This window comes from Anaerostipes sp. (assembly GCF_018381315.1).
GTDB lineage: Bacteria > Bacillota > Clostridia > Lachnospirales > Lachnospiraceae > Anaerostipes.
In genome coordinates this window covers 60,588-85,459 of the sequence record NZ_JAGZSD010000005.1, presented here as the reverse complement: position 1 = coordinate 85,459, position 24,872 = coordinate 60,588, and the positions used below count along the sequence as shown (strand labels likewise).

Genomic DNA, 24,872 nt, shown 5'->3' with positions numbered 1-24,872 from the left:
CCTGTTTATTTTTTTGCAAAAATGTAAGAAAGCCTTTTGACTGTTTTTTGAAATCGGGCGATGATATAGTAAAGACACAGCAACGGAGGGATAAAAATGAACAAGAGATCAAGGGATATTCTGCTGGGGCTGATGGACTCGGAAAAAAGTTTCCGAATCTCGGAACTGGCAGAGAAATTTCAGGTGTCGGAGCGCACCATAAGAAATGACATCAACGATGTCAATGACTTCCTGGAGCAGCATGAGCTTTCTCAAATCAAGCTTGGAAGCAACGGGACACTTCTTGTGGAAGACGACATTGAGCTGGCGGCGGGAATGTTTAACCAAAACGATTTTTACACATACAGGCTGTCAAAAGGAGAAAGGAAGCTGCTGATTGCGGCAATCCTGATCCAGGCTTCCGGATATACGACCTTATCCAATATGGGAGAGCTTCTGTATGTGAGCAGAGCCACAGTCATCAATGATTTAGAAAGTGTTAAACAGATGCTGGCAAAAGAACAGCTCACTGTGGAATCCCATTCCAACAAGGGGCTTGTCCTTCGGGGAAAAGAAAGCGATAAAAGGGCATGCCTGTTAAAGCTTCTGAACCAGGACGGCTTGGAACAGAGCCAGGGCTCCGCAGTCCAGACTTTTATCAGGGGACTGAACATCAATGACAGGCTGAAGAAAGAAGATAAGCAAAACCTGCAGAAAATCATCAATGAGCAGGAACATACACATGGGAGGTTTTTAACCGATGCGTCGTTTCACTATCTGCTCTCCTACCTGACCATCATGATCCAGAGAGTCAAGCAGGGGCATCAGATTACAGAGTCAGCGGGAGTAAGGAAAAGCAAGTACGAGATGGCAGAGGATATTTTAAAGTATGTCTCCCAGTACTGGGAACTTCCTGAAAGCCAGGGAGAAAAGGAACTGCTCAGTGATATTTTAGACAGTTTGAGCTATATAAAAAAGGACAGCAGGAATCAGAGAATTATAGGGCTTCAGCTGGTCACAAGAAAATTCATTGAACAGATATCCAACGAGCTTCATGTGGATCTGAACCGGGATTTTGTTTTTTATGAAAATCTGGTCAATCATTTGGAATCTATTTTTACGAAAGAGTTCAACATTACACAGAGGGATGATTTTCTCAAAGAAATTGTAGAACAGAACCAGAAGGTTCTGAATGCAGTGGAACATAATCTGGAAATGCTGGAGCGGTTCGTTGGAAGAAAGATTATGGAGATCGAGACAGATTACATAGTCATTCACATCAGTGCAGCACTGGAGCGGAGAAAAAAGAAGGAGATTGATTTCCGGGTTGTCATTGTCTGCAACGGGGGAGTTGGAACATCACAGCTTCTGCTTGCCAAAATGAGGAACCGTTTTGATTTCCATATTGTAGATGTGGTCTCTGCCCATGATCTGAGAAAAAGCAGCTATGAGGACATTGATATGATCGTGTCCACCATTCCCCTGAAGAATTATGAAGGAGAATATGTGCTGGTAACACCTATGTTTTCTGATGAAGATTACCTGAGGGTCAATAAAAAGATCGAGATTCTCCAGAAAAAGAACAGGGTCCGCAGAAAGGAGCTGCCCGAAAGGGAGAAAAATCCGGGAGAGCTTTCTTCCCTGCTGCGGCCGGTAATCAAAGATCCGGAACTGTTCCGGGAAGTTTCAGAAAAGATCTATGAGTATTTTGGAGAGCCTTTTGATGAAGACCGGGAACCGCTGCTGTGTGAACTTTTAAAGGAAGAAAATATTCAGCTGGACATTGAGTGCTCAGACTGGAAGGAAGCCATCAGGAAATCGGCAGAACCGCTGCTTAAAAAGAACTATATCGAAGAGCGGTATGTGGATGCCATGATCCAAAATGTACTGGAGAACGGCAGTTATATCGTAATATCCAAAGGGTTTGCGCTGCCCCATGAAGGATTTGAACTGGGCAGCAGGAAAGTGGGAATGAATATGATCCGCCTGAACAATCCTGTGGTTATTGAGGATGAAGACGGAGACCGGGAGGAAGTAAGATTCTTCTGCTGCCTGAGCACCGTAGACCACAAAAAACATATCAAAGCATTCTTCCATCTGGTGAATATGCTGACAAATCAGCGGTTTAAGGAAGACCTGTGGAATGCAGAAAGCCCGCGTGAGACAGCGGCAGTCATCAAAACATATGAACAAAGAATAAAGGAGTGACATCATGGTTTGGGAACGATTAAATAAGGAACTGATTCTGCCTCAGATTGACGCCGAAGACAGCGGCAGTATTTTTGAAGAGGCGGGAGGAAAGCTGATTTCCCTCGGCTACTGTAAAGACAGTTATGTAGAGGCACTGAAACAGAGGGAAAAAGATTTTCCTACAGGCGTCGATATGGGAGGAGCGGGAGTCGCAATTCCCCATACAGATGTGAGCCATGTTCTGAAAAAGGGCATCGCCATTGTCACTACAAAAAAGCCTGTCTCCTTTGTGCAGATGGGGACGGATGATGAAACAGTGGATGTCCGGGTGATTTTCATGCTGGCTGTGGATGAAAAAGGACATCTGGAATTATTACAGGCAATTTTAGGGATACTGCGGGATCTCGATGTGATAGACAAACTCAGCAATGCGCAGGATCCGGAAGAAATTATAAATATTATCAAAGAAAAGGAGAATTCATTATGAAAAAGAAAGTGATCGTAGCGTGCGGAGGAGCAGTGGCAACATCAACAGTAGCAGCCAACGCAGTAGTGGATCTGGCTAAGGAAAACGGAATCGATGTGGAAATTGCACAGGTGAGAATTTCAGAGATTGAGTCCAACCTTCCGGCAGATCTTATTGTAACAACATCGAAGGTAAAAAGGGATTTTGGTGTGCCGCTGATTACAGGAATGCCGTTTATCTCAGGAATCGGAGTAGAAAAGACAAAAGAGAAAATCCTGGACGTGCTGAAATAACAATCGTGCAGAATACATCAAGGAGGTAAAGGAGAAAAACTATGGGTATTTTTGGAGATGCAATTAATTATATTATTGGCCTGGGAGCTTCAGTTATGCTGCCCCTTGTCATTGCAGTGCTGAGTATCATTGTTGGGGTGAAGGTTGGGAAGGCAATCCGTGCGGGGCTTATGGTCGGAGTCGGATTTGTGGGACTTGGACTCATTGTCGATATGATGAATGCCAACCTGGGGCCTGCGGCAAAGGCTATGTCCGAGACATTCGGACTTCATATGAGTGTGGTAGATGTGGGATGGCCCGGCATGTCGCCGATTACCTGGGCATCCGGCATTGCCACTGTGGCAATACCGGTAGCAATCCTTGTGAACGTGGTGATGCTTGTACTCAAACTTACCAAGACCGTAAACATTGATATATGGAACATTTGGCATATGACATTTACAGGAGCGATTGCCTATGCGGTAACCGGAAACTTTGCAATCGGAATTGCAGGCGTGGTTGTCCATGCAGTATTTGCATACAAATTCGGTGACTTATATGCACCGCTCATGGAAGATTACTTTGAATTGGAGGGCCTTACGGTTCCTCATGGTACATCCACCTACATGGCTCCGTTTGCCTGTGCCATCGACGCTGTTATTGAAAAGATTCCGGGGCTGAATAAAATCAGCTTAACTGCAGATAAACTTCAGGAAAAGGTGGGAGTTCTGGGAGAACCTATCGTCATCGGAGGAATCCTCGGAGCACTTGTAGGCGCTTTGGCGGGCTACAATTTCCAGGGTGCTCTTCAGCTGGGCATTAAAATGTCTGCAGTCATGGTGCTCATGCCTAAGATCACGAAATGTATCATGGAAGGGCTGATGCCGATCTCAGAGAGAATGAAGGAAATTTTGACCAAACGTTCCGGAGACGGAGAGTTTTACATCGGACTTGATCCGGCAATCCTTCTGGGAGATTCCCAGGTAGTTACCGCAGGGCTGATTTTTATCCCTCTGACCATTTTGATTGCAGTGATTGTGCCGGGCAATGTGATTCTGCCGTTCGGTGATCTGGCAACCATCGGTTTCTTTATTGCAATCGCTGTCGCAGTCCACAAAGGAAATCTGTTCAGGACTCTGATTTCCGGTTCGGTCATCATGTATGTGACCATCTGGATCGCCAATCAGGCAATTCCATGGACTACGGCTCTTGCCAAATCCGTAAACCTTACAAAAGGGGCATCACAGATTGCAGCTCTCGATCAGGGAGGTTCACCGATCACTTACATATTCACACAGATCTTTACAAGGGAAAATGTTGCAGGACTTGCAGTTATCGCTGTGATCTATATCATTTGTCTGATATTTACCGTGAGAACATCCAAAGCCAGGGCAGCGGCATTAAAAGAAGAACAGTAAATAATCCAGGAAAACGGGCGGGCTTTTGCCCGCCCGGACTGATGAAGATATAAGGAGGAAGAAATATGCCTTTAGTGACAACCAAACAGATGCTCCTTGATGCCCAAAAGGGTGGGTACGCAGTAGGTGCATTCAATGTAGAAAACATGGAAATGGTCATGGCGGTGATGGAAGCCGCAGAGGAACTGAAATCCCCGGTTATCATGCAGACCACACCGTCAACGGTAAAATATGCGGGGCTGGATTATTTTCTGGCAAATGTAAAAACAGCAGCCAGCCGTGCCGGCGTACCCATTGCTATGCATCTGGACCATGGAAGCAGCTTTGAATTGGCGATGCAGGCATTAAGAACAGGATATACATCCATTATGATCGATGGTTCCCATGAATCATTTGAGGAAAATATCAGGCTCACCAAGTCTGTGGCAGACGCCTGTGCTCCGTCCGGAATCCCTGTGGAAGCAGAGCTTGGGAAAGTCGGAGGAAAGGAAGATGACCTGGACGGGGGAGCCGGAGGCTACACGGAACCTTCCGAAGCCCTGGAATTTGTAAACAAGACCGGGATCACTTCCCTGGCAGTTGCTATCGGAACGGCACATGGAGTTTATAAAGGAGAACCAAAACTGGATCTTGTGCGTCTCTCCGAAATCAGGGAAGCAGTTTCTGTTCCTCTGGTGCTCCACGGAACGAGCGGTGTGCCGGATGAGACTGTGACTGAGTGTGTCAGCAGAGGGATCTGTAAGGTGAATTACGCTACAGATTTAAGAATTGCCTTTACAAAAGGGGTAACCAGCGTGCTTAAGAAACATCCGGATACCATTGACCCGAAAAAATACAATCTGGCAGGAAAAGAAATGGTAAAGGAATACGTGAAATCAAAAATTAAAGTGGTAAAGAGTGAAGGAAGGGCTTAGGTGAGGACAATGAAAGCAGGAGTAGTCCATGCAAAAAATGATATCCGGTATGAGGAGATCAAAACACCGGTGCCGGAAAAGGGACAGGTATTAATCAAGGTAAAGTACACAGGAATCTGCGGTTCTGATGTGCCGAGAGTCAACGGGGATGCATGCCATTTCTTCCCCAATGTCTTAGGGCATGAATTTTCCGGGGTAGTAGAAGCCATAGGAGAAGAAGTATCCTCTCTGAAGCCGGGTGACCGGGTGGCAGGCGTGCCTTTGGTGCCCTGTATGGAGTGCGAAGACTGTCAGAAAGGGAATTACTCTCTCTGCAGACACTACAGCTTTATAGGCTCCAGGCAGTTTGGAAGCTTTGCAGAATATGTGGCTGTGCCGGAGAAAAATGCAGTAAAGTTTGAAGATACAGTTTCCTTTGAACAGGGAGCGTTCTTTGAGCCGGCAACGGTTGCCCTTCACGGACTTTTAAGAACCGGCTACCAGGGAGGAGAAGACGTGGCAATTCTGGGCGGCGGAACCATCGGGCTGTTTACAGCCCAATGGGCGAAAATTTTCGGAGCAAAAAAAGTCACAGTGTTTGATATCAGTCATGAGAGGCTGGAACTGGCAAGAAAGCTTGGAATTGATGAAGGAATCAATACATTGGATGAAGACTTTATGGAGCAGGCCATGTCGCTTACCGGAGGCAAAGGGTTCGGCTATGTGTATGAAACCGCAGGAGTTACCACAACTATGAAATATGCATTTCATCTTGCAGCCAACAAAGCAGGAGTCTGTTTTATAGGAACTCCGACCAAAGAATTATCGTTCAGTGTAGAAGAATGGGAAAACATGAACCGAAAAGAATTTACCCTGACCGGATCGTGGATGTCTTACAGTGCGCCTTTTCCCGGAAAAGAGTGGGAACTCACGGCTCATTATTTCAAAACCGGACAGCTGAAATTTGATGAGTCATTGATTTTTCGGAAGATGCCTTTATCAAACATTGGGGACGCCTTTGAGCTTTATAAAGAGAAAGGTGCTGTAAAGGGAAAGATATTGATTGACAGTGAGGAATAATCTATGATAATAACAGTGACGCTGAATGTTTCAGTGGACAAAGCATATAAAATCAAAGGATCTGTAAGGCCGGGCACTGTTTCCAGAGTGGAGGAATGCAGGAACACCGCAGGAGGAAAAGGCCTCAATGTGGCCAGAATTGTGGACCTCTGCGGCGGGAATGCAGCGGCAGCGGGTTTTGCAGGAGGGTTTAACGGAAGCTATGTAAAGAAAATGCTTGAGGAAGATGGGATTAAGAGCAGGTTTACAGAGGTTAAAGGCGAGACCAGAAGCTGTATCAATATTCTGGCAGAAGACGGCACCTCTACAGAATATCTGGAGCCCGGAGCACCGGTGGACCAGGAGGAATGGGAAAGATTTTTGCAGGATTTTGAGAGCCTGCTTTCAAAGAGTGAAGTGGTGACCATCTCGGGAAGCATTCCGAAAGGGCTCAGAAAAGACTGCTACCGGGATTTGATCAGGGAAGTGAGAAGTCGGGGAAAACAGGTGATCCTGGATACCAGCGGAGAGTATTTAAAGGAAGGGATCAAAGAGGGTCCCACGATGATTAAACCGAATCAGGAGGAGCTTTCTGCTCTGCTGGGAATTCAGATCCGGACCAGAGAAGAACTTATAAAAGCCGGAAAGAAGCTGAGGGATCAGGGAATCCCATATGTGGTCATTTCTCTCGGCGCAGAAGGTGCGCTGATGATCTGTGAAGACGGAGTTTATCATGGAAAACCGCCGAAATTAAAAGCACTGAATCCGGTGGGCTGCGGGGATTCTATGGTGGGAGCTTTTGCAGTGGCATTCAGTCAAAACAAACCAGCCCATAAGGCTTTGGCCTTCGCAGTGGCAGTATCTGCAGCAAATGCCATGAATCCAGGTACCGGGAAATTCCGAAAAGAAGATCTGCAGGAGATTCTGCCCGGAGTGAAGGTGGAGAAAATCGAAGATTAGCAGAAGAATTTGAATGAAGCAGCGTTTTATACAATCAGATAGACGCAAAAAAGGGGCTGTCGGGAAATAGAAAAATTCTATTTTGTGACAGTCCCTCTTTGACTTTCAGCTGATGCTTTCTGAGAGAAAGCATATTGGAGTTTAAAATATCAGCTTAAATGTTTGGCATCTTTTAATGCAGCCATGACAAAATCATGATCTTCATTTTGTTTCAGTCCTGAAATACCGACAGTTCCTACGAATCCGGCTCCTTCTACTACGATTGGGACACATCCTCCCGCAGCAGCATATTCTGATTTTGGAAGCCCGTAGCGGTTATCTAATGTGTCTTGCTTTAACTGCATATAAAGGCTCATTTCATAGGAACTTTTTTCAAAATAGTACACCGTGTTTTCTTTTCTTTTGACCCAGCTGTCATTATCACAGGTAGAGCCGTCCAGACCGGCATAGAATATTTGATGCCGGTTCATGGTGATGGATATAACAATAGGAAGTTTTTCTTTGAGGGCTTTTTCATACATTGCCATTCCCAGTTTAAACGCTTTTTCATATGAAAAGCATTGCTGTGTCACTTCTTTTCTGTCCTGTTCCAACTTATTGATCTGATCTTCAATCTTCATGCTGTGTCCTTTCATCTGCAGGAAATATAATTCCGTTCTGTTTTCGTGCTTCGTCCATAACCTGAAGTTCCATAACGGAGGCCTCATTGTGAAGTTCAGCCGGCAGACCGCCCTGAATGAGACGGATGAACTCCTCAATCTCATAGTACATATTATTTGGCTTTTTCTCAATTGGGACCGTTTCTTTTGTCCCGTCTTTGTACACAATAGAAATATCCGTTGTGTCAGGAATCTCAGTTATCACCATAGTTCCGTTTTCACCCTGAATCTGACTGGGCAGAGCAGAATTTGTTATCTTGCTGTAAATCAGTTCTGCAAGCATATCGTCATATTTGCAGACAATGGTTCCTTCGGCTTCTACCCCGTTTGATAATTTCAGACAGGACGCAGAAATCTCCTTTGGTCTGCCGAATAATTTTACCAGAGGATGAACGCAGTACACACCGATATCCATCAGGGCACCGTTTGAAAATGCAGGATTGAATGCATTTTCCACAATGCCTTCTTTGTAGCGGTCATACCTTCTGGAATATTGGCAGTATTGGAATGTTGCTCTGCGCACCTTCCTGATTTTATGTAAATTTTCTTTGATGGCACTGAAACCGGGATCAAACACAGAACGCATAGCCTCCAGCAGAACTACATGATTTTCTCTGGAAGCCTGCAGCATTTCCTGCAGTTCCTCTGAATTTGAAGCAATCGTTTTTTCACACAATACATGTTTTCCGGCTTTCATCATCATAATGCTCTGTTTTGCATGCAGACTGTTTGGACTTGCAACATAAACAGCGTCAACAGTATCTGACTTGGCAAGTTCATCCAGACTGTCATAATACTCTTCTGCGCCGTACTTTTCACCGTAATCTCTGGCTTTTTCCAGTGTCCGTGAGTACACTGCCTGAAGTTTGAAATCTTTGCACCAATTTCCGGCCTCCAGTAAACCGTCGGTTACAAAATTAGTTCCTATCACTGCAAATCTAACCATAAAAACCTCCTGTTTTTATTTCTTGGGAGTTTGCTTATTCAGCAAACCGGGATGTAAGCAACTGGATTTCCATGGTGCCTGATGACCTGTTCCAGGTCATCACAGCTGATCCATACAGTTGCAGTGTTATCATTGGGATGAACGCCGATACAGGGGCTTCCCTTCAGATCTTCATCAATAAAGACTTCCACGTTAAGGGATTCATCATTTAAAATTCCCAGAGGAGAGACAGAGCCTTTGGTGACTTTCAGATATTTCATAAGCCGTTCCTCTGATGCAAAACTTAATCTGGATGAGCCAATGGTCTGTCTTAACGCTTTCAGATCCACCGGTTTATCACCGGCAGCCAGAACAAGGAAATGACGTTTGCCGCTGCCGTCTCTTAAAAAGAGATTTTTTGCAATCGCTTCGTTGGGCCTGGTCAGGTGTAAGGCTTCAATCTCTTCCATTGTATAGGCAGCGGGATGATTTTCATATTCATATGGAATATGCAGGCTGTCGAGTATATTTAAGACCTTTTGTTTCATTTTCAAGTCCTTCTTTCTATGAAAGCAGTGACAGCAGATCGCCGGGGCTTTCCAGTACAGCAGCACACTCTTTTTTTAATTCCCCGGAGGCTCCCCAGCCTGCCAGGGCAAAATGACATCCGGCAGCTTTGGCGCAATCTTTGTCATAGCTGGTATCTCCGATAAACAACATTTCATTCAGCGGTATTTCCAACCGTTCTGCCAGGTATAACAGAGGCTCCGGGTCCGGCTTGGCATGGGAAACCTCGTCCAGGCAGATTGAGTGTTCCATAAAATCTTTCAGTCCATGGCATTCCATAATTTCCTCATATTCAATCCGGAGTTTATTTGTGGCAACACTCAGTATAAAGCCTTCTTGCCTCAGGGCAGATAAGGTGTCTGGAATTCCGTCAAAAGGATGGACCGTGTGAGCATATCGGCTGATGTTTTTTAGCCACTGGTCAATAGTTCCTTCGGGAAATCCCATAGAGTCCAGCAGAGCCAGGCTGTCCCCGCCAAGAACAAATTCAAGTTCGTCTAACGGCCTGCGTTCTTTCCGTGTTTCTTCATACAGGTCCCTGAAGCCTGCAAGAATGGAATATTTAGTATCCAGAAGAGTACCGTCCAAGTCAAATACAATCATCTGATACTTATGGGCTTTTCTGTCATTCATTTGGGGATGCGCTCTGCGCAGTAAAGTATCCATATCGTTTTCCCGCTTTATATAACAGAGATCGTGTAGGAAAGTGTCTCTGACTGCCCCGGATCCAGCATACGGACACCGCGTTTGTGTTCAAATATATCATCTTCGCTGGTACACGTAGAGGTACCGCTCCAGGGCTCAATGGCCACAAAAGGTCCGTCGTTGGCGCTGGACCAGATTCCCAGATAATCAAAGTCCGCAAAATCAACACGGATTCCCTTTTTTGTATCTCTGTGAATCAGGGAAGCGGTCCTGGAAGCCAGGGTGTCAAAGATCAGGGCATCATCATAAAAAAGTTCATGCTTTACCCCGAAAACAGACTCCTGGTTCAGAAGAGATTTACGGCTGTCAGTATTGACAAGTCCGTCTTCAGTGAGCATAGGGCAGGCGGCAGTTTCCGGCTGCTCAAATTCGATGACATAGTCTTCAAATGCTTCTCCGTCATTCATAGGACAGTGAAAGGCAGGATGGCCTCCTACAAAATAAGGCATGATCTGCGAATCATAATTTGTCACTGTATGTTCCACGGCAACACTGCATCCGTCAATCCGGTATGTCATCTGAAGTTCAAAATTATAGGGAAAGGCAGCCTTAGTCTCTTCATCGGCCTTTAAAAAGAAAGAGACACTGTCTGTATCCAGATGGCGGAGTGTAAATTCACATCTTCTGGCGATGCCATGTCTGCCCATAGTACAGGTTTTACCACCGCCGATGGAAGCCTGCCCGTTCCTCAGGCTTCCGCAGATCGGAAACAGGACAGGCGCCTGTCCTGTCCAATAATCAGGATTGCCCTGCCACAGATATTCTTTGCCGTTGGCATCCATAATAGAAGTAAGGCCTGCGCCGGCAGTGTCAACAGAAACAGAAATTGAACCGTTTTTTAACTGATAAGAACTCATAATATGCTCCTTTGCTGCTGAAATAAATATGTTCAACTAGATTTTTTCACCCATGTCTCCGTCCTGCTTAAAAAGCCCTCCCACGACATCAGTGCATAATAATATTATACCTTATCGTGCGCAAGCACGCCAGCCCGAAGGGCATAAAATACGGTGTGCCCTGTGGGTATGAGTTTTTCTCCACTATCTCCAGTCGGCTCTGGAAAGGCCTCCTTCCGACAGTGGAGAAAAACTTACCGTTAAAAGGCACCTATTGTTTTAGGGGGTATCCTTTTCCCGCAGACATTACGTCCATTTTGACCAGTTTGGAGGCCTTGCATTCGAATGAGGCTGTTTGAGCGTCAGCGAGTTCCGAACGGGCCGCCGGAGAGACTTTGCTGAAAGTTAGAAAATCTTACATTCCTGAGACAGCAAGCCGGAGAACAGGTCAAAATGTCATACCTTATCGTGCGCAAGCACGCCAGCCCGAAGGGCATAAAATGCACAGGGGGTTAGAAAGTGTACTGGGCACAGTTCTGGTTTGCTCCATATATTAATTTTCGTATATAGCAGCTATCTCATGTATTCTTCGCTTCATTTCTGTACGGATATGTACCGGCTCCAAACACTCGCATTTATTTCCAAAACTCAAAAGAATATCATAGTGGTATTCGTTCTCTATGAAAGGAAAGCTGACAATATAATGCTCATCACCATCTGATGAAAAATCTTCATAAGTGCAGTAGTCAAGTACCCTGTCCATTACAGATTTATGAATGCGGATTTTTATCCTTGTCTGCATAGTTTCCAAAATTTCAGAAAAGTCTAAAATCGGTTTTTGATAATCTCGTGGTATAAAAATTTCCTCCTGTATTTGCAGGTTTGACATACGGGATAGTCTGAATAAGCGGAAATCATTTCTTTTATGGCAGTACCCTTGTAAATACCAATGACTGTTTTTTAATACAAGCTGATACGGCTCGGCTGTTCGTGCGGTTTTATTTCCGTGGTGGGCTGCATATTCAAAGGTCAGCAGTCTGTTATTCTGCAAAGCTGTTTTGATAATTTCTAAATACGGTTGTATGCTGCTGCCCATCCATGGACTTAAATCTATACATATTTGATTTACTTTTAATTCAATGTCTTTGGCTCTGTCGGCTGGAATAAAACTTCTGACTTTTGCGAGAGCATGTACCAGTTCATCGCCTCTTACCATATTGGAAAGACTGGAAAGCCCCATTAAGAGAGTGGAAAGGTCAGCAGCTGAAAAAAACTTTTTATCCACCTTGTATTCCTGCATGATTTCAAAGCCGCCGCCTACTCCCGATGCTGACCGGACAGGAATCCCCGCCATGCTGATAGCGTCTATGTCACGGTAGATTGTGCGGGGCGATACTTCAAACATATCTGCTAACTCCTGTGCGCCTATACGCTTTTTATCAAGGAGTATCATGATAATGCTGACAAGTCTGTCTACTTTCATTTGTTCACCGCCGATCAAAATTTTTTGAATTGTTGCCATATTGTTGTCAGTGATTACATGATACTATAAAAATGCAAGTACATCAATTGTATGTAAGGGATGCAAAGAACAGTACGAAACAACAAATCAGAAAGTTGAGGAGAAGATATGAAAAACCAAGCCTTAGTTGTTATTGACATTCAAAACGATATTACAAAAAACTACAAGGAAATTATCGGTAACATTAACAAAGCCATTGCGTGGGCAGTTGAAAATAACATTCATGTGATTTACATAAAACACAACAATTTGTCTGCGGGAACGAGAACCTTTAAGCCAGATACGCACGGTGCTGAGCTGGTTTCCGATATGGACATTGTTTCCGAAAATATCTTTACAAAATCAAAAGGAAACGCATTAACAAGTGAAGATTTTGCTGATTTTATAAAGAAGAACGAAATCCGCGAATTTTTCATAGCCGGTGCTGATGCAATAGCCTGTGTAAAATCTACCTGTTACAACATGGCTAAGTTAGGGTATACCGTCCATGTTCTGTCTGACTGTATTACCAGCTATGATAAGCGCAAAATTGCTGAGATGCTTCGGTATTATGAGAGCAAAGGATGTATCATTGAAAAACTGGGTTAACTAATATTTAAATGTCATTTTGTCCAAAGGGTACGCAGCGGCAGAATATGTTATAATGATAAAAAGGAGATTCATTATGACAAGCAGCCGTTTATTTGAGATTATATATATTTTGCTGGAGAAGAAGAAAGTGACTGCACCGGAACTGGCCGAAAGGTTTGAGGTTTCTGTCAGGACTATATACCGCGATATTGATGCTCTGAGCAGTGCAGGTATTCCGGTTTACTGTACTCAGGGGAAAGGGGGAGGCATCGGGCTTCTGGAGGATTTTGTTATGGACAGGTCGGCTCTGACAGAAAAAGAACAGAGCCAGATTCTTTTGTCGTTGCAGTGTATGGCCGTCACAGAGCACATGGATGCCCAGAATCTTTTATCCAGGCTGTCCAGCCTGTTTCAAAAGGACAATGAAAACTGGGTTTATGTGGATTTTTCACGGTGGAATACAAAAGGAGAAAAGGAATTATTTGAAATGCTGAAAGAAGCAGTCCTAAACAGAGAAGTAATCCGATTTGATTATTATAATGCAAGGGGAGAACATTCCAGGCGTGAGGCGGAGCCTATGCAGCTTTATTTCCGGGGGATGGACTGGTATCTGGTGGCTTTCTGCAAAAAAAGCAGCGAAATAAGAATTTTTAAGCTTAAGAGATTAAAAAACCTGGAAAAGACAGAGCAGCATTTTTTGAGGAAGGAATTAAGTCAGGCGGAGACTGTGCCGCCCTTGGAAATACACAATGACCTGTCAGTGACAGTCCGTGTGGACAAAAATCTAGGCTTCCGTGTCTATGATGAATTTGAACCGGAATGGATTCAGGAGAAGGAAGGATTCTTTTACATCACAGTTCCGTGCTCCCGGGAGGAATGGCTTTACGGATGGCTTCTGTCCTTCGGACCAGGTCTTGAAGTGCTTGAACCGGAGGAAGTCCGATGCGGTATAAAAAAACGTCTGGAGTGTATGCTGGGCCAATATAAAGAAAAGATTTAAAACCTGACACACAGCTGTCAAGTTCTCCGTTGTACAATAAAGAAAAAACAATGGAGGAAGAAAAATGGATTACGAAGTAGTAGAATTAAAGGAAAAGTTAGTTGCGGGGATCAGTGCAAGGACATCCAATGATGCACCGGATATGGGGATGGTGATCGGATCGCTGTGGGGCCGTTTTTTTGAAGAAGGTATTTTTTTCAATATCAGTCACAAGGAAAATGAGAAAAGCATTGGTCTTTATTCTGATTATAAGGGTGAAAGAATGGAAGAATATCTGATGACGGTTGGATGTGAAGTAAGCAGCAGAGAACAGTCACAGGAAGGATTGTCATTTGCAGTCATTCCGGCAGGAAAGTATGCAAAATTCGTTGTACATGGCCATATGCAGAAGGCTGTGGCTGACTTTTGGATGAAACTTTGGGGGATGGATCTGAACCGCAGTTTTACCGGAGATTTTGAAGAGTACCAGCCGGGCGGAACTATGGAGGATGCGGAGATTCACATATATATTGCACTGAAGGAGTGAGGTTTATGGAAAAACTGGACTATAAAAAAGAGTACAGGGACCTGTATATGCCAAAAAAGAAACCAGCTCTGGTAGACGTTCCGGAGATGACCTTTTTTATGGTGGACGGAAAGGGAGAACCGGGAGGCAGTCATTACCAGCAGGCTATGGAACTTTTATATGCTTTTTCTTTTACCATAAAGATGAGCAAAATGGGAAAGGACAAGCCGGAGGGTTATTTTGAATATGTAGTGCCTCCGCTGGAAGGACTTTGGTGGACCAAAGATGGCATGTTTGTATTGGATACTCCAAGGGAAGAATGGCTCTGGACTTCTATGATCCGCCAGCCGGAATTTGTGACAGAAGCTGTTTTTGAGTGGGCGAAAAAGGAAATCTCAGTAAAAAAGCCGGGATTAGATGTGAGCCGTATCCGTATGGAGTCATTTACAGAAGGAAAGTGTGTGCAGGCGATGCATGTGGGAAGCTATGCACAGGAGGCTGATACTATGGAAAAGATGGCTGCGTTTATGGAGGAAAACGGACTGAAATCGGATGTGGGAAACAAACGCAGACACCATGAAATCTATCTGTCTGATCCCAGAAGAACGGCTCCTGAGCGTCTGAAAACAGTTCTGAGAACCCCGGTGTTGTGAGGAAAAAGATGGAATATGTACAGGCAAAACATATCGTTACCAAAGGACCGGGGGATTCCTGGTTCGGAGAAGAATACAACATGAATATATACCGTGGCTGCTGCCACGGCTGTATTTATTGTGACAGCAGGAGTGACTGCTATCATATTGAAAATTTTGATCAGGTGCGGGCAAAGAAAAATGCGCTGGAAATCATAAGAGATGATTTAAGGAGAAAAACGAAAAAAGGCGTTGTGGCCACCGGCGCCATGAGTGATCCCTATAATCCTTTTGAGAAGGACCTGATGCTTACCAGACATGCACTGGAGCTGATTAATGCGTTTGGCTTCGGCAGTGCCATTGCCACAAAAAGTGCTTTGATTGCAAGAGACATTGATCTGTTGGAAGAGATCAGGGAACATTCTCCGGTGATCTGTAAGCTTACGGTTACGGCCTGCGATGATTCTCTTTCAAAAAAAGTAGAGCCGGGCGTTTCTTTATCGTCTGAACGGTTTGAGGCCATTGCAAAGCTGAAAGAAGCAGGCATTTTTACAGGGATTTTAATGATGCCGGTGCTTCCGTGGATTGAGGACACAAAGGAAAATGTTCTTGGCATCGTAAGGGAGGCAAAAGAATGCGGAGCAGATTTTATATATCCGGCTTTGGGGATGACACTGAGGAACAACCAGAGAGAATGGTATTTTCAAAAGCTTGAGCAGATTTTTCCCGGCCAAAACCTGAGGCAGAAATATCAAAGAAGGTATGGCGGCCGATATCAATGCACCAGCCCAAAAGCAAAAGAATTGTGGGAGCTTTTTGCATCCGCCTGCAATGATGCCGGAATTTTATTTAATATGAGGCATATTATTACGGCTTACAAGCGGCCGTATGAAAACAGACAGATCAGCCTGTTTGATCCGTTATAAAAAATCGTACACAAGACATTGTTCAGCTGAGCAGTGTCTTTTTTTATTTTGTAATGCCGTTAAGACAGGAAACGGGCATTTCATGCATAAATCATTGCCTCTGCTTTTCCGGATTTCTATAATAAAAAGCAAATAGGAATAAATGAAAAAGGAGGATTTTATGATGAACACAAACAAGAGCCTTAAGGTAAAAATTTTCTGCTGGATGCTCTCCATAGTCCTTTTTGTTCCATTCAGTATATCAAACTGGGGGACAGAAACAGCAAAAGCTGCACAGGAGGAAAAACTGACCTCATCAGTGCTTAGGAGCCTTACGTCAGATCAAACAATAACATTGGATCAGGACTATTATATGGGGATTGACATATTTCTTCAGGATGGAAATGAGAAACACATATTGGATCTTAACGGACATTCTCTCCGGATACCGGCAGATTCATGGCTGAATGTAAAAGAGGCGGGACAGATAAAGAACGGTACATTGATTTTGGATAAAGGGACCGTAAATCTCGAAAACAGCAGCCCTGTTTCCGGGGATGTTAAGGTCACCATGAGAAACGGGACATTAAATGCGGCAAGATATACTTTTTCAGATCAAAATCTGGAGATTCAGAACGGAATATTTCATGATGCGTCACTGGACAAAATTTTGATCTGCGGGAAAGCGGAGATTGATATGTCACCGGATTGGACAACTCAGACGTACAGCCTGCCGGTCATTTATAACAAAGATATAAAATATCCCATTGGGGAAGAACTGTACCTAAGCAATGCATGGATTAATATTTTAAGCCGTTTGACTGTGCCAAACGGAAAGAAACTGATCGTTAATACCGAGGATATGTATATCAAAGCACAGGGAAAACTTTGCATAGAAGAGGGCGGAATTCTGCAGGTTCTGGAAAAATCCGTTTTGAGTGTTGATAAAGAGGGGGTTATTGAAAATAAAGGGGAAATCACAAATGCAGGAGAAATCCGAAATTCCGGAAGTATCATAGATCTTGGCTCCATTCAGGGAAATGAAGTACAGGGGAATACGGTAAAGAGAGAACAGCAGTTAACGGTCACAGGTGGGACAGCATTATTTGAAAATGGAAGTCCGGGAACAGAGCTGAAGGTTCTGGCAGGCCAGAAAGTAACCATTAAAGCGGACGCTGTGAACAATGGAAAATTTCTGAAGTGGACATCTGATCCCCAGGTGGAATTTGAAAACGAAACATCAGCTGTTACAACATTTGTTATGCCGGATACCAAAGTAACAATCACTGCAGTCATCAGGCCGGATGATAAACCGGCGGGTAAAAAAGTGTCAAAAGTGACTTTGAATGCAGCAGATAAGACAATTCAAAAAGGGAAAACATATCAGCTGAAAGCGGCTGTCCTGCCCTCTGATGCTAAAAACAAAAAGATTGTGTGGAGGTCATCCAATACCAAAGCGGCCGCTGTAGATTCTACAGGAAAGGTAACCGCTGTAAATTACGGACGTGCTGTGATTACGGCATCGGCAGCGGACGGTTCAGGAAAGAGCAGCAGCTGCAGGATCAAAGTTCCGTATCAGATCAAATATAAGCTCAACAATGGAAAAAATAATAAAAAGAATCCTGCATTTTATTATCAGCAGGAGATTGCACTGAGGGACCCGTCCAGAAGAGGATATCTGTTTAAGGGATGGTATCAGAAGAAAAACTTTAAGAAAAAGATCAAAAAGATCACAAAGAGCAGCAGAAAGAATTATACACTGTATGCAAAATGGGAAAAGGTAAAAGTAAAAGCTTCGTTCATTAAGAAACTTAGAAACAAACAGTCAGGGAAGATTACGCTGTCTTTTACTAAGGTAAAGGGAGCAAAAGGATATCAGATAAAATATGCATCCAATAAAAAATATAAAAAAGCAAAATATAAATCAGCAAAGAAACGAACAGTTGTCTTAAAAGGGCTGAAAAAGGGCAAACGGTACTATTTTAAAGTAAGAGCTTATAAACTGGACTCAGCAGGAAAAAGGGTATACAGCAAGTACAGCAGACAGATGGTATGGACTGTCCGGTAATACAGATGTTTATTCTTTAGCCTGAGTCCACAGCCACTCATAATATTGCTGACGGATTGCTGTACTGCTGCGGAGTGAGATGGGAATCCGCGTATGGTCTTTCAGTTCAAAATATTCTTTTGTCTCGGAAATAATATGGGACATATTGACAATATGAGTTCTCCGGCAGCGCAGAAATCCATGGTTTTCAAGCTTTACGGACAATTCGTTCAGGGGCATATAGGTTTTTAAAGCCATGGGAGTTCCCTGTCTGTCAATATGGAACACAGTTCTTCTTGCCAGGCTTTCAATATACATAATAGAGGACAGCCGGATTTCCACAGGATGGTGATCAACGGTGACCGCAATGGTTTGCAGCTGGTTATCTGCAAGAGACAAAACTTTATGAAAAGTGCGGGAGAACTGAGCGTAATCCAAAGGCTTTAACAAGTATCCGGAAGCCAGAAGATTAAAAGCTTCCAATGCGAAGTCACGGCTGGTGGAAATAAAGATCAGAGGCAGATCAGGGGAAGTCTTTAGTATCTTTTCTGCCAGATCGATTCCGTTTTCTTTTTCATCGTCAAAATAAATGTCTAAGAATAAAAGGTCACAGGAATCCGTGAGATGATTCAGATTGGCCAGAAGCGAAGAAGCCGAATGAAATTCTCTTATTTCACAGGGCTGCGGACATTCGGTAAAGTATTGGGATATATATTTTTTTAATATTGTGATGTCACGTAGATTATCGTCACATATTGAAATTCGCATTGATGATGCCTCCCATATTAAGCAGTAAATTTAATATAACAATTATAACATTAAAAAAGGAGATCACAATGAAAACACAATTTTTAAAATGCATATTTTCACTGATGGCAGCGGATACCAGATAAAATATGCATCCAATAAAAAGGCAGAATATCAGTCGGTAAAGAAAAATTATATTACACTGAAAAGACTGAAAGCCGGGAAAAAATATTACTTTAAAGTGAGAGCTTATAAAATTGACTCGGCGGGGAAAAGGGTCTACAGCAAATACAGCAGACAGATGGTCAGAAGAGTTTTATAGCATGTTTTTTAAGCAGCAAAAAGCGTGATATGAAAGGGGCATTGTACGATTACAGTACAGTGCCTCTTTTGCCTGAGTGGAAAAAAGTTTTAAAATATGATAAACTAGAAAACACAGTGCTGACAATTCTATAACATAACAGAAAAAATTTGTTTATAGAAAACGGAATAAAAGGATCTGGAGAGACACAGATCCTTTTGGCTGTTTATACAAAAGGAGTGAAATGAATGATTGAGTTTCAACATGTGACTAAGAGTTTTAAAGATAATAAAGTCCTGTCGGATATCTCTCTGACGATTGAAGATGGGGAACTGGTGGCGATTATCGGTTCCAGCGGCTGTGGCAAGACCACAACGCTGAAGATGATCAACCGGCTGATCCGTCCGACGAAGGGCAAGATATTCATCGACGGAAAAGACATCGAAGAAATGAACAAAGTCGAAATGCGGCGCAATATCGGATATGTGATCCAGCAGGCCGGACTGTTCCCCCATATGACTGTCAGAGAGAACATCGAACTGATTCAAAGGCTGGAAAAAAAGGACGATGAACAGATTAAGAAGAATACGGATTATCTCATGGATATGGTAGGTCTTGAAGGGGAGGAATTCCTGGACCGGTATCCGAATGATTTAAGCGGAGGGCAGCAGCAGCGTGTAGGCGTGGCGAGGGCTCTTGCCAATAACCCAAAGATTATTCTGATGGATGAACCGTTTTCAGCGCTGGATCCTATGACAAGAGTCAGCCTTCAGGATGAGCTGATTGCCCTTCACGAAAAAGTGGATACAACGATTGTGTTTGTCACCCATGATATGGATGAAGCTATTAAGATCGCAGATAAAATCTGCATCATGAAAGACGGCCATATTCTGCAGTACGATACACCGGAAGAAATCTTAAAGAATCCGGCAAACGAGTTTGTGGAAAACTTCGTAGGAAAGAACCGTATCTGGGGATCACCGGAGTACATAAAGGTGGAAGACATCATGATTGAAAACCCGGTTACTTGTTCCGGGGACTTCTCCAGAAGCCGTTGTGTAAAACGGATGAAAGAACGCCATGTAGATACACTGCTTGTAGTAGATCATAACAGGAAGCTTCAGGGAATGATCAACAGGAAAGCTCTATACCGGGCCAAGAATCCGCTGGCTGCAGCAGAGAGTATGATGAAGACAGATGTCCTGACTGCAAGTCCGGATGACAATATCCTTCAGCTTTTAAAACTGATTGACGAATATGATGTAGGGAATATCCCTGTAGTTGATGAAAATGAAAAGGTACTGGGGCTGATTACAAACAGTAATCTGATCTCTACGCTCAGCCAGCAGTATCTGACAGAGGATGAAGAAGATACAGGGGATGAATCGTCAGATGAACCCAAAGCAGCAATGACAGAGAAGGAGGTGTAGCCGATGGAATTTATTCAGTATATGATACAAAACAAAGAACAGATTTTTTCTCTTGTGACAGAACATATCGAACTCACGGCCATTGCAGTCGGATGCTCTATTCTCGTCGGTGTTCCTCTTGGAATTCTGATCAGCTATGTGAAAAACTTAAATAAGCCGGTTTTAGGAATTGCCAATGTAGTTCAGGCGATCCCGAGCATGGCCCTTTTAGGACTGTCAATTCCGCTTCTTGGAATCGGTACTTTGCCGGCAGTTGTAATGGTTATTATTTATTCTCTGCTTCCGATTATCAAAAATACATTTACTGGTATTAACAGTATCAGTCCGGACATGGTGGAAGCTGCAAAGGGGATTGGATTAACAAAAGCACAGGTGCTGTTTAAAGTCAAAATCCCTCTGGCCCTGCCGATTATCATGGCTGGTGTCCGCATCTCTGCGGTAACTGCAGTGGGACTTATGACCATGGCTGCGTTTATCGGCGCAGGAGGTCTTGGATATCTGGTATTTTCAGGTATCCGTACAGTTAACAATGCCCAGATTCTGGCCGGTGCCATCCCGTCCTGTATTTTGGCACTTTTGGTAGATTACCTGGCCGGACTTATTGAAAAGCTTGTGACGCCGATCAGTCTGCAGAAGGGCTATGAAGGCTCAAAAGAACAATTAAAAAGAAAGAGAAGGCGTCAGAAGGGTGTCCTGGCACTGGTAGGAGTTCTGGTGGTTGTCATCATCGGCAATTCCGTTATTTCCAGCTTTAAGGGAGATGAAAAACGGATTGCCATCGGAAGCAAGGATTTTACAGAACAGCTCGTTCTCTGTAATCTCTATGCTGATGTGATTGAGGATAAAACCGATATCAAGGTGGACAGAAGAGAAAATCTTGGGGGCAGTGAGGTTTGCTACGAAGCCCAGGACAAAGGTGAGATCGACATGTATGTGGAATATACAGGGACTGCATATATGAATATCATGAAAAAGGAATCTACCAATGACATGGATAAAGTCTACCAGTCACTGAAGAATTATTTTAAAGAAAAGAACAATTTTGACGTCCTAGATCAGACGAAGTTTAACAATACTTATACACTGGCTGTGAGCAAAGAAACAGCAAAGAAGTATAACCTGAACAAGATCAGTGATTTAAAGAGAAACGGATCACAGCTGAGCATTGGTTCCACATTGGAATTTTTGAACCGTGCGGATGGCCTTCCGGGATTATGTGATACTTACGGCTTTAAATTTAAAAATGAGACGGGAATTGACGGTTCTCCAAGATATACGGCACTGGAAAATAAAAAAGTAGACGTTGTGGATGCTTTTGCGACAGATGGTCTCTTAAAAAAGTTTAAGCTGAAAGTATTGGAAGATGATAAAAAGTATTTTCCTCCATACTACGCTGTGCCGGTTATCCGGGAAGATGCGCTGGAAAAATATCCTGAACTGAAAAAAGTGATCAATGACTTGAGTGCCCAGCTGACCAATGATGCTATGATGGAAATGAATTATCAAGTTGATGAATTGGGAAAAGAACCAAGAGAGGTTGCACACGATTATCTGCTGAAACAGGGATTGATAGAGAAATAAGGATCAAAGGCAAAGCGCCTGCAGGATTTCTGCAGGTGCTTTTTTTGTTACATTGTGGATGAAACTCTATTTTTAGTGGAAATCCGTCTTTTGTTATGCTATCATAACCAAGAATACCCGCAGGGGCATGTGATATAAAGAAAGAGGAAGAACTATGGCAAACAGTATTGAAAAGGAAATCGGCAGGAGAAGGACATTTGCGATTATTTCGCATCCGGATGCCGGGAAGACCACACTGACAGAAAAATTTCTGTTATATGGAGGAGCTATTAACACGGCAGGCTCTGTAAAAGGAAAAGCAAATGCAAAACATGCGGTGTCTGACTGGATGGAAATTGAGAAGGAAAGGGGAATCTCAGTCACTTCTTCTGTGCTGCAGTTTGAGTATGATGACTACTGCATCAATATTCTGGATACGCCGGGACATGAAGACTTTTCTGAGGACACATACCGGACCCTGATGGCTGCTGACTGTGCAGTCATGGTGATTGACGCATCCAAAGGTGTGGAGGCCCAGACGATCAAATTGTTTAAGGTCTGTGTCATGAGACATATCCCGATCTTTACTTTTATCAATAAAATGGACAGAGAAGCAAAGGATACCTTTGATCTGCTGGACAATATAGAGAAGGTACTCGGAATCGATACTTGTCCGGTCAACTGGCCGATCGGATGCGGAAAAGAATTTAAGGGAGTATATGAGAGAAACAGCAGGGAGATCCTGGGCTTTGAGGCAGTCTCTACAGGCGGTTCCAAAGAAGCGAAAGAGACGGTAGTTTCTATTGATGACGGACAGGCTGAGCAGATGATCGGAGAGGATTTCTATGAGAATCTCATGGAGGAAATTGAACTTTTAGACGGTGCATCCCAGCCTCTTGATATGGAAAAGATCCATAAGGGAGAGCTGTCTCCAGTATTTTTTGGTTCAGCGCTGACGAACTTTGGTGTGCAGCCGTTCCTTGAGCATTTTCTGAAGATGACGACAGCTCCGCTTCCGAGAATATCAAAGGGAACTGAGATTGCTCCGGCTGAAAATGATTTTTCTGCATTCGTCTTTAAGATTCAGGCAAACATGAACAAAAACCACAGGGACAGGATTGCGTTTATGAGGATTTGTTCCGGCAAATTTGAGGCCAATATGGAAGTGAAGCATGTCCAGAGCAAAAAGAAGATGCGTCTTTCCCAGCCGCAGCAGATCATGGCACAGGAAAGAAAGGTTGTGGATGAGGCTTACGCAGGAGATATCATCGGTGTGTTCGATCCGGGGATCTTTTCTATCGGGGATACGGTTTGTCTGCCGAAAGATGATTTTGAATATGAGGGTATTCCTACCTTTGCACCGGAACATTTTGCCCGGGTCATTCAGCTGGATTCCATGAAGAGAAAACAGTTTGTAAAAGGTGTTGAGCAGATTGCACAGGAAGGTGCCATTCAGATTTTCCAGGAGCACCAGGCAGGTTTTGCGGAGATCATTGTGGGCGTTGTGGGTACACTGCAGTTTGATGTGTTAAAATATCGTCTGGAAAATGAGTACAACTGTGAAATCCGGCTGGAGCAGCTTCCGTACCAGGCGATCCGCTGGATCAAAGACGTCACCACAGATATGGGAAAATTAAAAGGCGTGGCAGAAGTGAAGAAAGTCCGGGATATGAGAGGAAATCCGCTTCTGTTATTTAAAAATGAATGGGGCATCCAATTTGTCCTGGACCGCAATGAAGGACTGGAGCTGGTGGAATTCAGCAAAGAGTGATAAAAATCAGTTGACAGGATCAGATTTTAAATGTATGATATTAAGAGTTGTGAGAAACAACAGGAACAAGAAAGAAGAGTATCCACTCTCACCTTAGCACCAGAGTGACTTGGGTTAATATTTAAGAAAGTGATTCTGTAATCATGCTTGAATGTAAAGTGGATAGTCTGACTATCCACTTATTTTTTTATGGAGGTGTAACGTTATTAGCGATTTAATGATCAATGGACAAATCAGAGACAAAGAAGTACGGCTGATCGGAGAGGATGGGTCACAGTTAGGGATTATGTCCGCAAGGGAAGCTCAAAAAAAAGCTGACGAGGCTGAACTGGATTTAGTAAAAATTTCTCCGAAAGCAAAACCGCCGGTGTGCAAGATCATCAATTACGGTAAGTATAAGTATGAACTGGCCCGCAAGGAAAAGGAAGCGAAAAAGAAACAGAAGATCGTAGAAGTAAAAGAAGTCCGGATGTCTCCGAATATTGACACGAATGATCTGAATACAAAGATCAGCCATGCCAGAAAGTTTTTATCCAAGGGTGCCCGCGTGAAGGTAACGCTTCGATTCAGAGGAAGAGAGCTTGCCCATGTGAATTCCAGCAAAGGAATCTTGGATGATTTTGCAAAGGCGTTGGATGATGTAGCGACCGTTGATAAACGTCCGAAATTTGAAGGCAGAAGTATGATTATGTTTTTAGCACCTAAGAACTAGTGCCAGGAAGAAGGAAGAAAGTACAAGGAGGAAATTATCATGCCAAAAGTAAAGACATGTAGAGCAGCAGCTAAAAGATTTAAAAAGACAGGAACAGGAAAATTAAAAAGAAATAAGGCATACAAAAGCCATATCTTAACAAAGAAATCTCCTAAGAGAAAGAGAAATCTTAGAAAATCTGCAGTGACAGATTCTACAAACGCAAAAGTAATGAAGAAGATTTTACCGTATTTATAAGATA

At 43.6% G+C, this 24,872-nt stretch carries 26 protein-coding genes; 19 read left to right on the top strand and 7 right to left on the bottom strand.

The window, feature by feature from the left end; all coding sequences use genetic code 11:
- The first annotated feature begins 96 nt into the window (after positions 1-96).
- The 7 genes from KH180_RS05415 to pfkB all read left to right on the top strand — a co-directional run bounded on the left by KH180_RS05415 (position 97) and on the right by pfkB (position 7,237).
- On the top strand, positions 97-2,187 hold the full coding sequence (locus KH180_RS05415; RefSeq protein WP_290757465.1) for a BglG family transcription antiterminator: 2,091 nt from the start codon (positions 97-99) through the stop codon (positions 2,185-2,187).
- Positions 2,188-2,191: 4 nt separating this feature from the next.
- Positions 2,192-2,656, top strand: coding sequence for a PTS sugar transporter subunit IIA (locus KH180_RS05410; RefSeq protein WP_290757462.1), 465 nt, complete (start codon positions 2,192-2,194; stop codon positions 2,654-2,656).
- On the top strand, positions 2,653-2,928 hold the full coding sequence (gatB, locus tag KH180_RS05405; RefSeq protein ID WP_290757459.1) for a PTS galactitol transporter subunit IIB: 276 nt from the start codon (positions 2,653-2,655) through the stop codon (positions 2,926-2,928). Before KH180_RS05410 ends, gatB begins: the two co-directional genes overlap by 4 nt.
- A gap of 41 nt (positions 2,929-2,969) precedes the next feature.
- Positions 2,970-4,325, top strand: a complete 1,356-nt coding sequence (locus tag KH180_RS05400; RefSeq protein ID WP_290757455.1) for a PTS galactitol transporter subunit IIC — start codon at positions 2,970-2,972, stop codon at positions 4,323-4,325.
- A gap of 65 nt (positions 4,326-4,390) precedes the next feature.
- Positions 4,391-5,239 carry a tagatose-bisphosphate aldolase subunit GatY gene (gatY, locus tag KH180_RS05395; protein ID WP_290757452.1) on the top strand — a complete coding sequence of 283 codons (849 nt, stop codon included), beginning with the start codon at positions 4,391-4,393 and terminating at the stop codon, positions 5,237-5,239.
- 9 nt (positions 5,240-5,248) lie between these two features.
- Positions 5,249-6,298, top strand: a complete 1,050-nt coding sequence (locus tag KH180_RS05390) for a galactitol-1-phosphate 5-dehydrogenase (protein WP_290757934.1) — start codon at positions 5,249-5,251, stop codon at positions 6,296-6,298.
- 3 nt (positions 6,299-6,301) lie between these two features.
- Entirely contained in the window at positions 6,302-7,237 is a 936-nt protein-coding gene (gene pfkB / locus KH180_RS05385; RefSeq protein WP_290757449.1) for a 1-phosphofructokinase, read from the top strand.
- Between the two features lie 149 nt (positions 7,238-7,386).
- Here pfkB and KH180_RS05380 read toward each other — a convergent pair whose 3' ends face one another.
- From KH180_RS05380 to KH180_RS05355, 6 genes are all read right to left on the bottom strand, one after another.
- Positions 7,387-7,857 (bottom strand): heme-degrading domain-containing protein, encoded by a 471-nt coding sequence (locus KH180_RS05380; RefSeq protein ID WP_290757446.1) that lies wholly within the window; start codon positions 7,855-7,857, stop codon positions 7,387-7,389.
- Positions 7,847-8,842, bottom strand: a complete 996-nt coding sequence (locus KH180_RS05375) for a Gfo/Idh/MocA family protein (RefSeq protein WP_290757443.1) — start codon at positions 8,840-8,842, stop codon at positions 7,847-7,849. The genes KH180_RS05380 and KH180_RS05375 overlap by 11 nt, the downstream gene beginning before the upstream one ends.
- Positions 8,843-8,880: 38 nt before the next feature.
- On the bottom strand, positions 8,881-9,369 hold the full coding sequence (locus KH180_RS05370) for a prolyl-tRNA synthetase associated domain-containing protein (protein ID WP_290757440.1): 489 nt from the start codon (positions 9,367-9,369) through the stop codon (positions 8,881-8,883).
- A 16-nt stretch (positions 9,370-9,385) separates the two neighbouring features.
- Positions 9,386-10,054 (bottom strand): HAD family hydrolase, encoded by a 669-nt coding sequence (locus tag KH180_RS05365; RefSeq protein ID WP_290757437.1) that lies wholly within the window; start codon positions 10,052-10,054, stop codon positions 9,386-9,388.
- 14 nt (positions 10,055-10,068) lie between these two features.
- Positions 10,069-10,950, bottom strand: a complete 882-nt coding sequence (locus tag KH180_RS05360; protein ID WP_290757434.1) for an aldose 1-epimerase family protein — start codon at positions 10,948-10,950, stop codon at positions 10,069-10,071.
- A gap of 532 nt (positions 10,951-11,482) precedes the next feature.
- Positions 11,483-12,412 (bottom strand): helix-turn-helix transcriptional regulator, encoded by a 930-nt coding sequence (locus tag KH180_RS05355; RefSeq protein WP_290757431.1) that lies wholly within the window; start codon positions 12,410-12,412, stop codon positions 11,483-11,485.
- A 147-nt stretch (positions 12,413-12,559) separates the two neighbouring features.
- On the opposite strand from KH180_RS05355, the gene KH180_RS05350 reads away from it, so the two are divergent.
- From KH180_RS05350 to KH180_RS05325, 6 genes are all read left to right on the top strand, one after another.
- Entirely contained in the window at positions 12,560-13,039 is a 480-nt protein-coding gene (locus tag KH180_RS05350; RefSeq protein WP_290757429.1) for a cysteine hydrolase family protein, read from the top strand.
- Between the two features lie 76 nt (positions 13,040-13,115).
- On the top strand, positions 13,116-14,021 hold the full coding sequence (locus KH180_RS05345) for a helix-turn-helix transcriptional regulator (RefSeq protein WP_290757428.1): 906 nt from the start codon (positions 13,116-13,118) through the stop codon (positions 14,019-14,021).
- Between the two features lie 64 nt (positions 14,022-14,085).
- Entirely contained in the window at positions 14,086-14,547 is a 462-nt protein-coding gene (locus KH180_RS05340; protein WP_290757425.1) for a GyrI-like domain-containing protein, read from the top strand.
- Between the two features lie 5 nt (positions 14,548-14,552).
- Positions 14,553-15,179 carry a GyrI-like domain-containing protein gene (locus tag KH180_RS05335; RefSeq protein ID WP_290757423.1) on the top strand — a complete coding sequence of 209 codons (627 nt, stop codon included), beginning with the start codon at positions 14,553-14,555 and terminating at the stop codon, positions 15,177-15,179.
- Positions 15,180-15,187: 8 nt separating this feature from the next.
- Positions 15,188-16,084 (top strand): SPL family radical SAM protein, encoded by an 897-nt coding sequence (locus KH180_RS05330; RefSeq protein ID WP_290757421.1) that lies wholly within the window; start codon positions 15,188-15,190, stop codon positions 16,082-16,084.
- A gap of 160 nt (positions 16,085-16,244) precedes the next feature.
- Positions 16,245-18,131: an Ig-like domain-containing protein gene (locus KH180_RS05325; RefSeq protein WP_290757419.1), complete on the top strand. Its 1,887-nt coding sequence runs from the start codon at positions 16,245-16,247 to the stop codon at positions 18,129-18,131.
- Between the two features lie 9 nt (positions 18,132-18,140).
- Here KH180_RS05325 and KH180_RS05320 read toward each other — a convergent pair whose 3' ends face one another.
- Entirely contained in the window at positions 18,141-18,878 is a 738-nt protein-coding gene (locus KH180_RS05320; RefSeq protein WP_290757416.1) for a LytR/AlgR family response regulator transcription factor, read from the bottom strand.
- An 88-nt stretch (positions 18,879-18,966) separates the two neighbouring features.
- Here KH180_RS05320 and KH180_RS05315 point away from each other — a divergent pair, with 88 nt between their 5' ends.
- The 6 genes from KH180_RS05315 (at position 18,967) to rpmI (ending at position 24,868) form a co-directional block, all read left to right on the top strand.
- On the top strand, positions 18,967-19,179 hold the full coding sequence (locus KH180_RS05315; protein WP_290757414.1) for a fibronectin type III domain-containing protein: 213 nt from the start codon (positions 18,967-18,969) through the stop codon (positions 19,177-19,179).
- A gap of 227 nt (positions 19,180-19,406) precedes the next feature.
- A complete protein-coding gene (locus KH180_RS05310; RefSeq protein WP_290757411.1) occupies positions 19,407-20,588 on the top strand; it encodes a betaine/proline/choline family ABC transporter ATP-binding protein in 1,182 nt (393 codons plus the stop codon).
- Between the two features lie 3 nt (positions 20,589-20,591).
- Positions 20,592-22,169, top strand: coding sequence for an ABC transporter permease/substrate-binding protein (locus tag KH180_RS05305; RefSeq protein WP_290757408.1), 1,578 nt, complete (start codon positions 20,592-20,594; stop codon positions 22,167-22,169).
- Between the two features lie 154 nt (positions 22,170-22,323).
- On the top strand, positions 22,324-23,919 hold the full coding sequence (locus KH180_RS05300; RefSeq protein WP_290757405.1) for a peptide chain release factor 3: 1,596 nt from the start codon (positions 22,324-22,326) through the stop codon (positions 23,917-23,919).
- A gap of 217 nt (positions 23,920-24,136) precedes the next feature.
- Complete coding sequence (gene infC / locus KH180_RS05295; protein ID WP_290757402.1) at positions 24,137-24,631, top strand: translation initiation factor IF-3; 495 nt, start codon at positions 24,137-24,139, stop codon at positions 24,629-24,631.
- 39 nt (positions 24,632-24,670) lie between these two features.
- Positions 24,671-24,868, top strand: coding sequence for a 50S ribosomal protein L35 (gene rpmI / locus KH180_RS05290; RefSeq protein ID WP_006569064.1), 198 nt, complete (start codon positions 24,671-24,673; stop codon positions 24,866-24,868).
- Positions 24,869-24,872 lie beyond the last annotated feature (4 nt).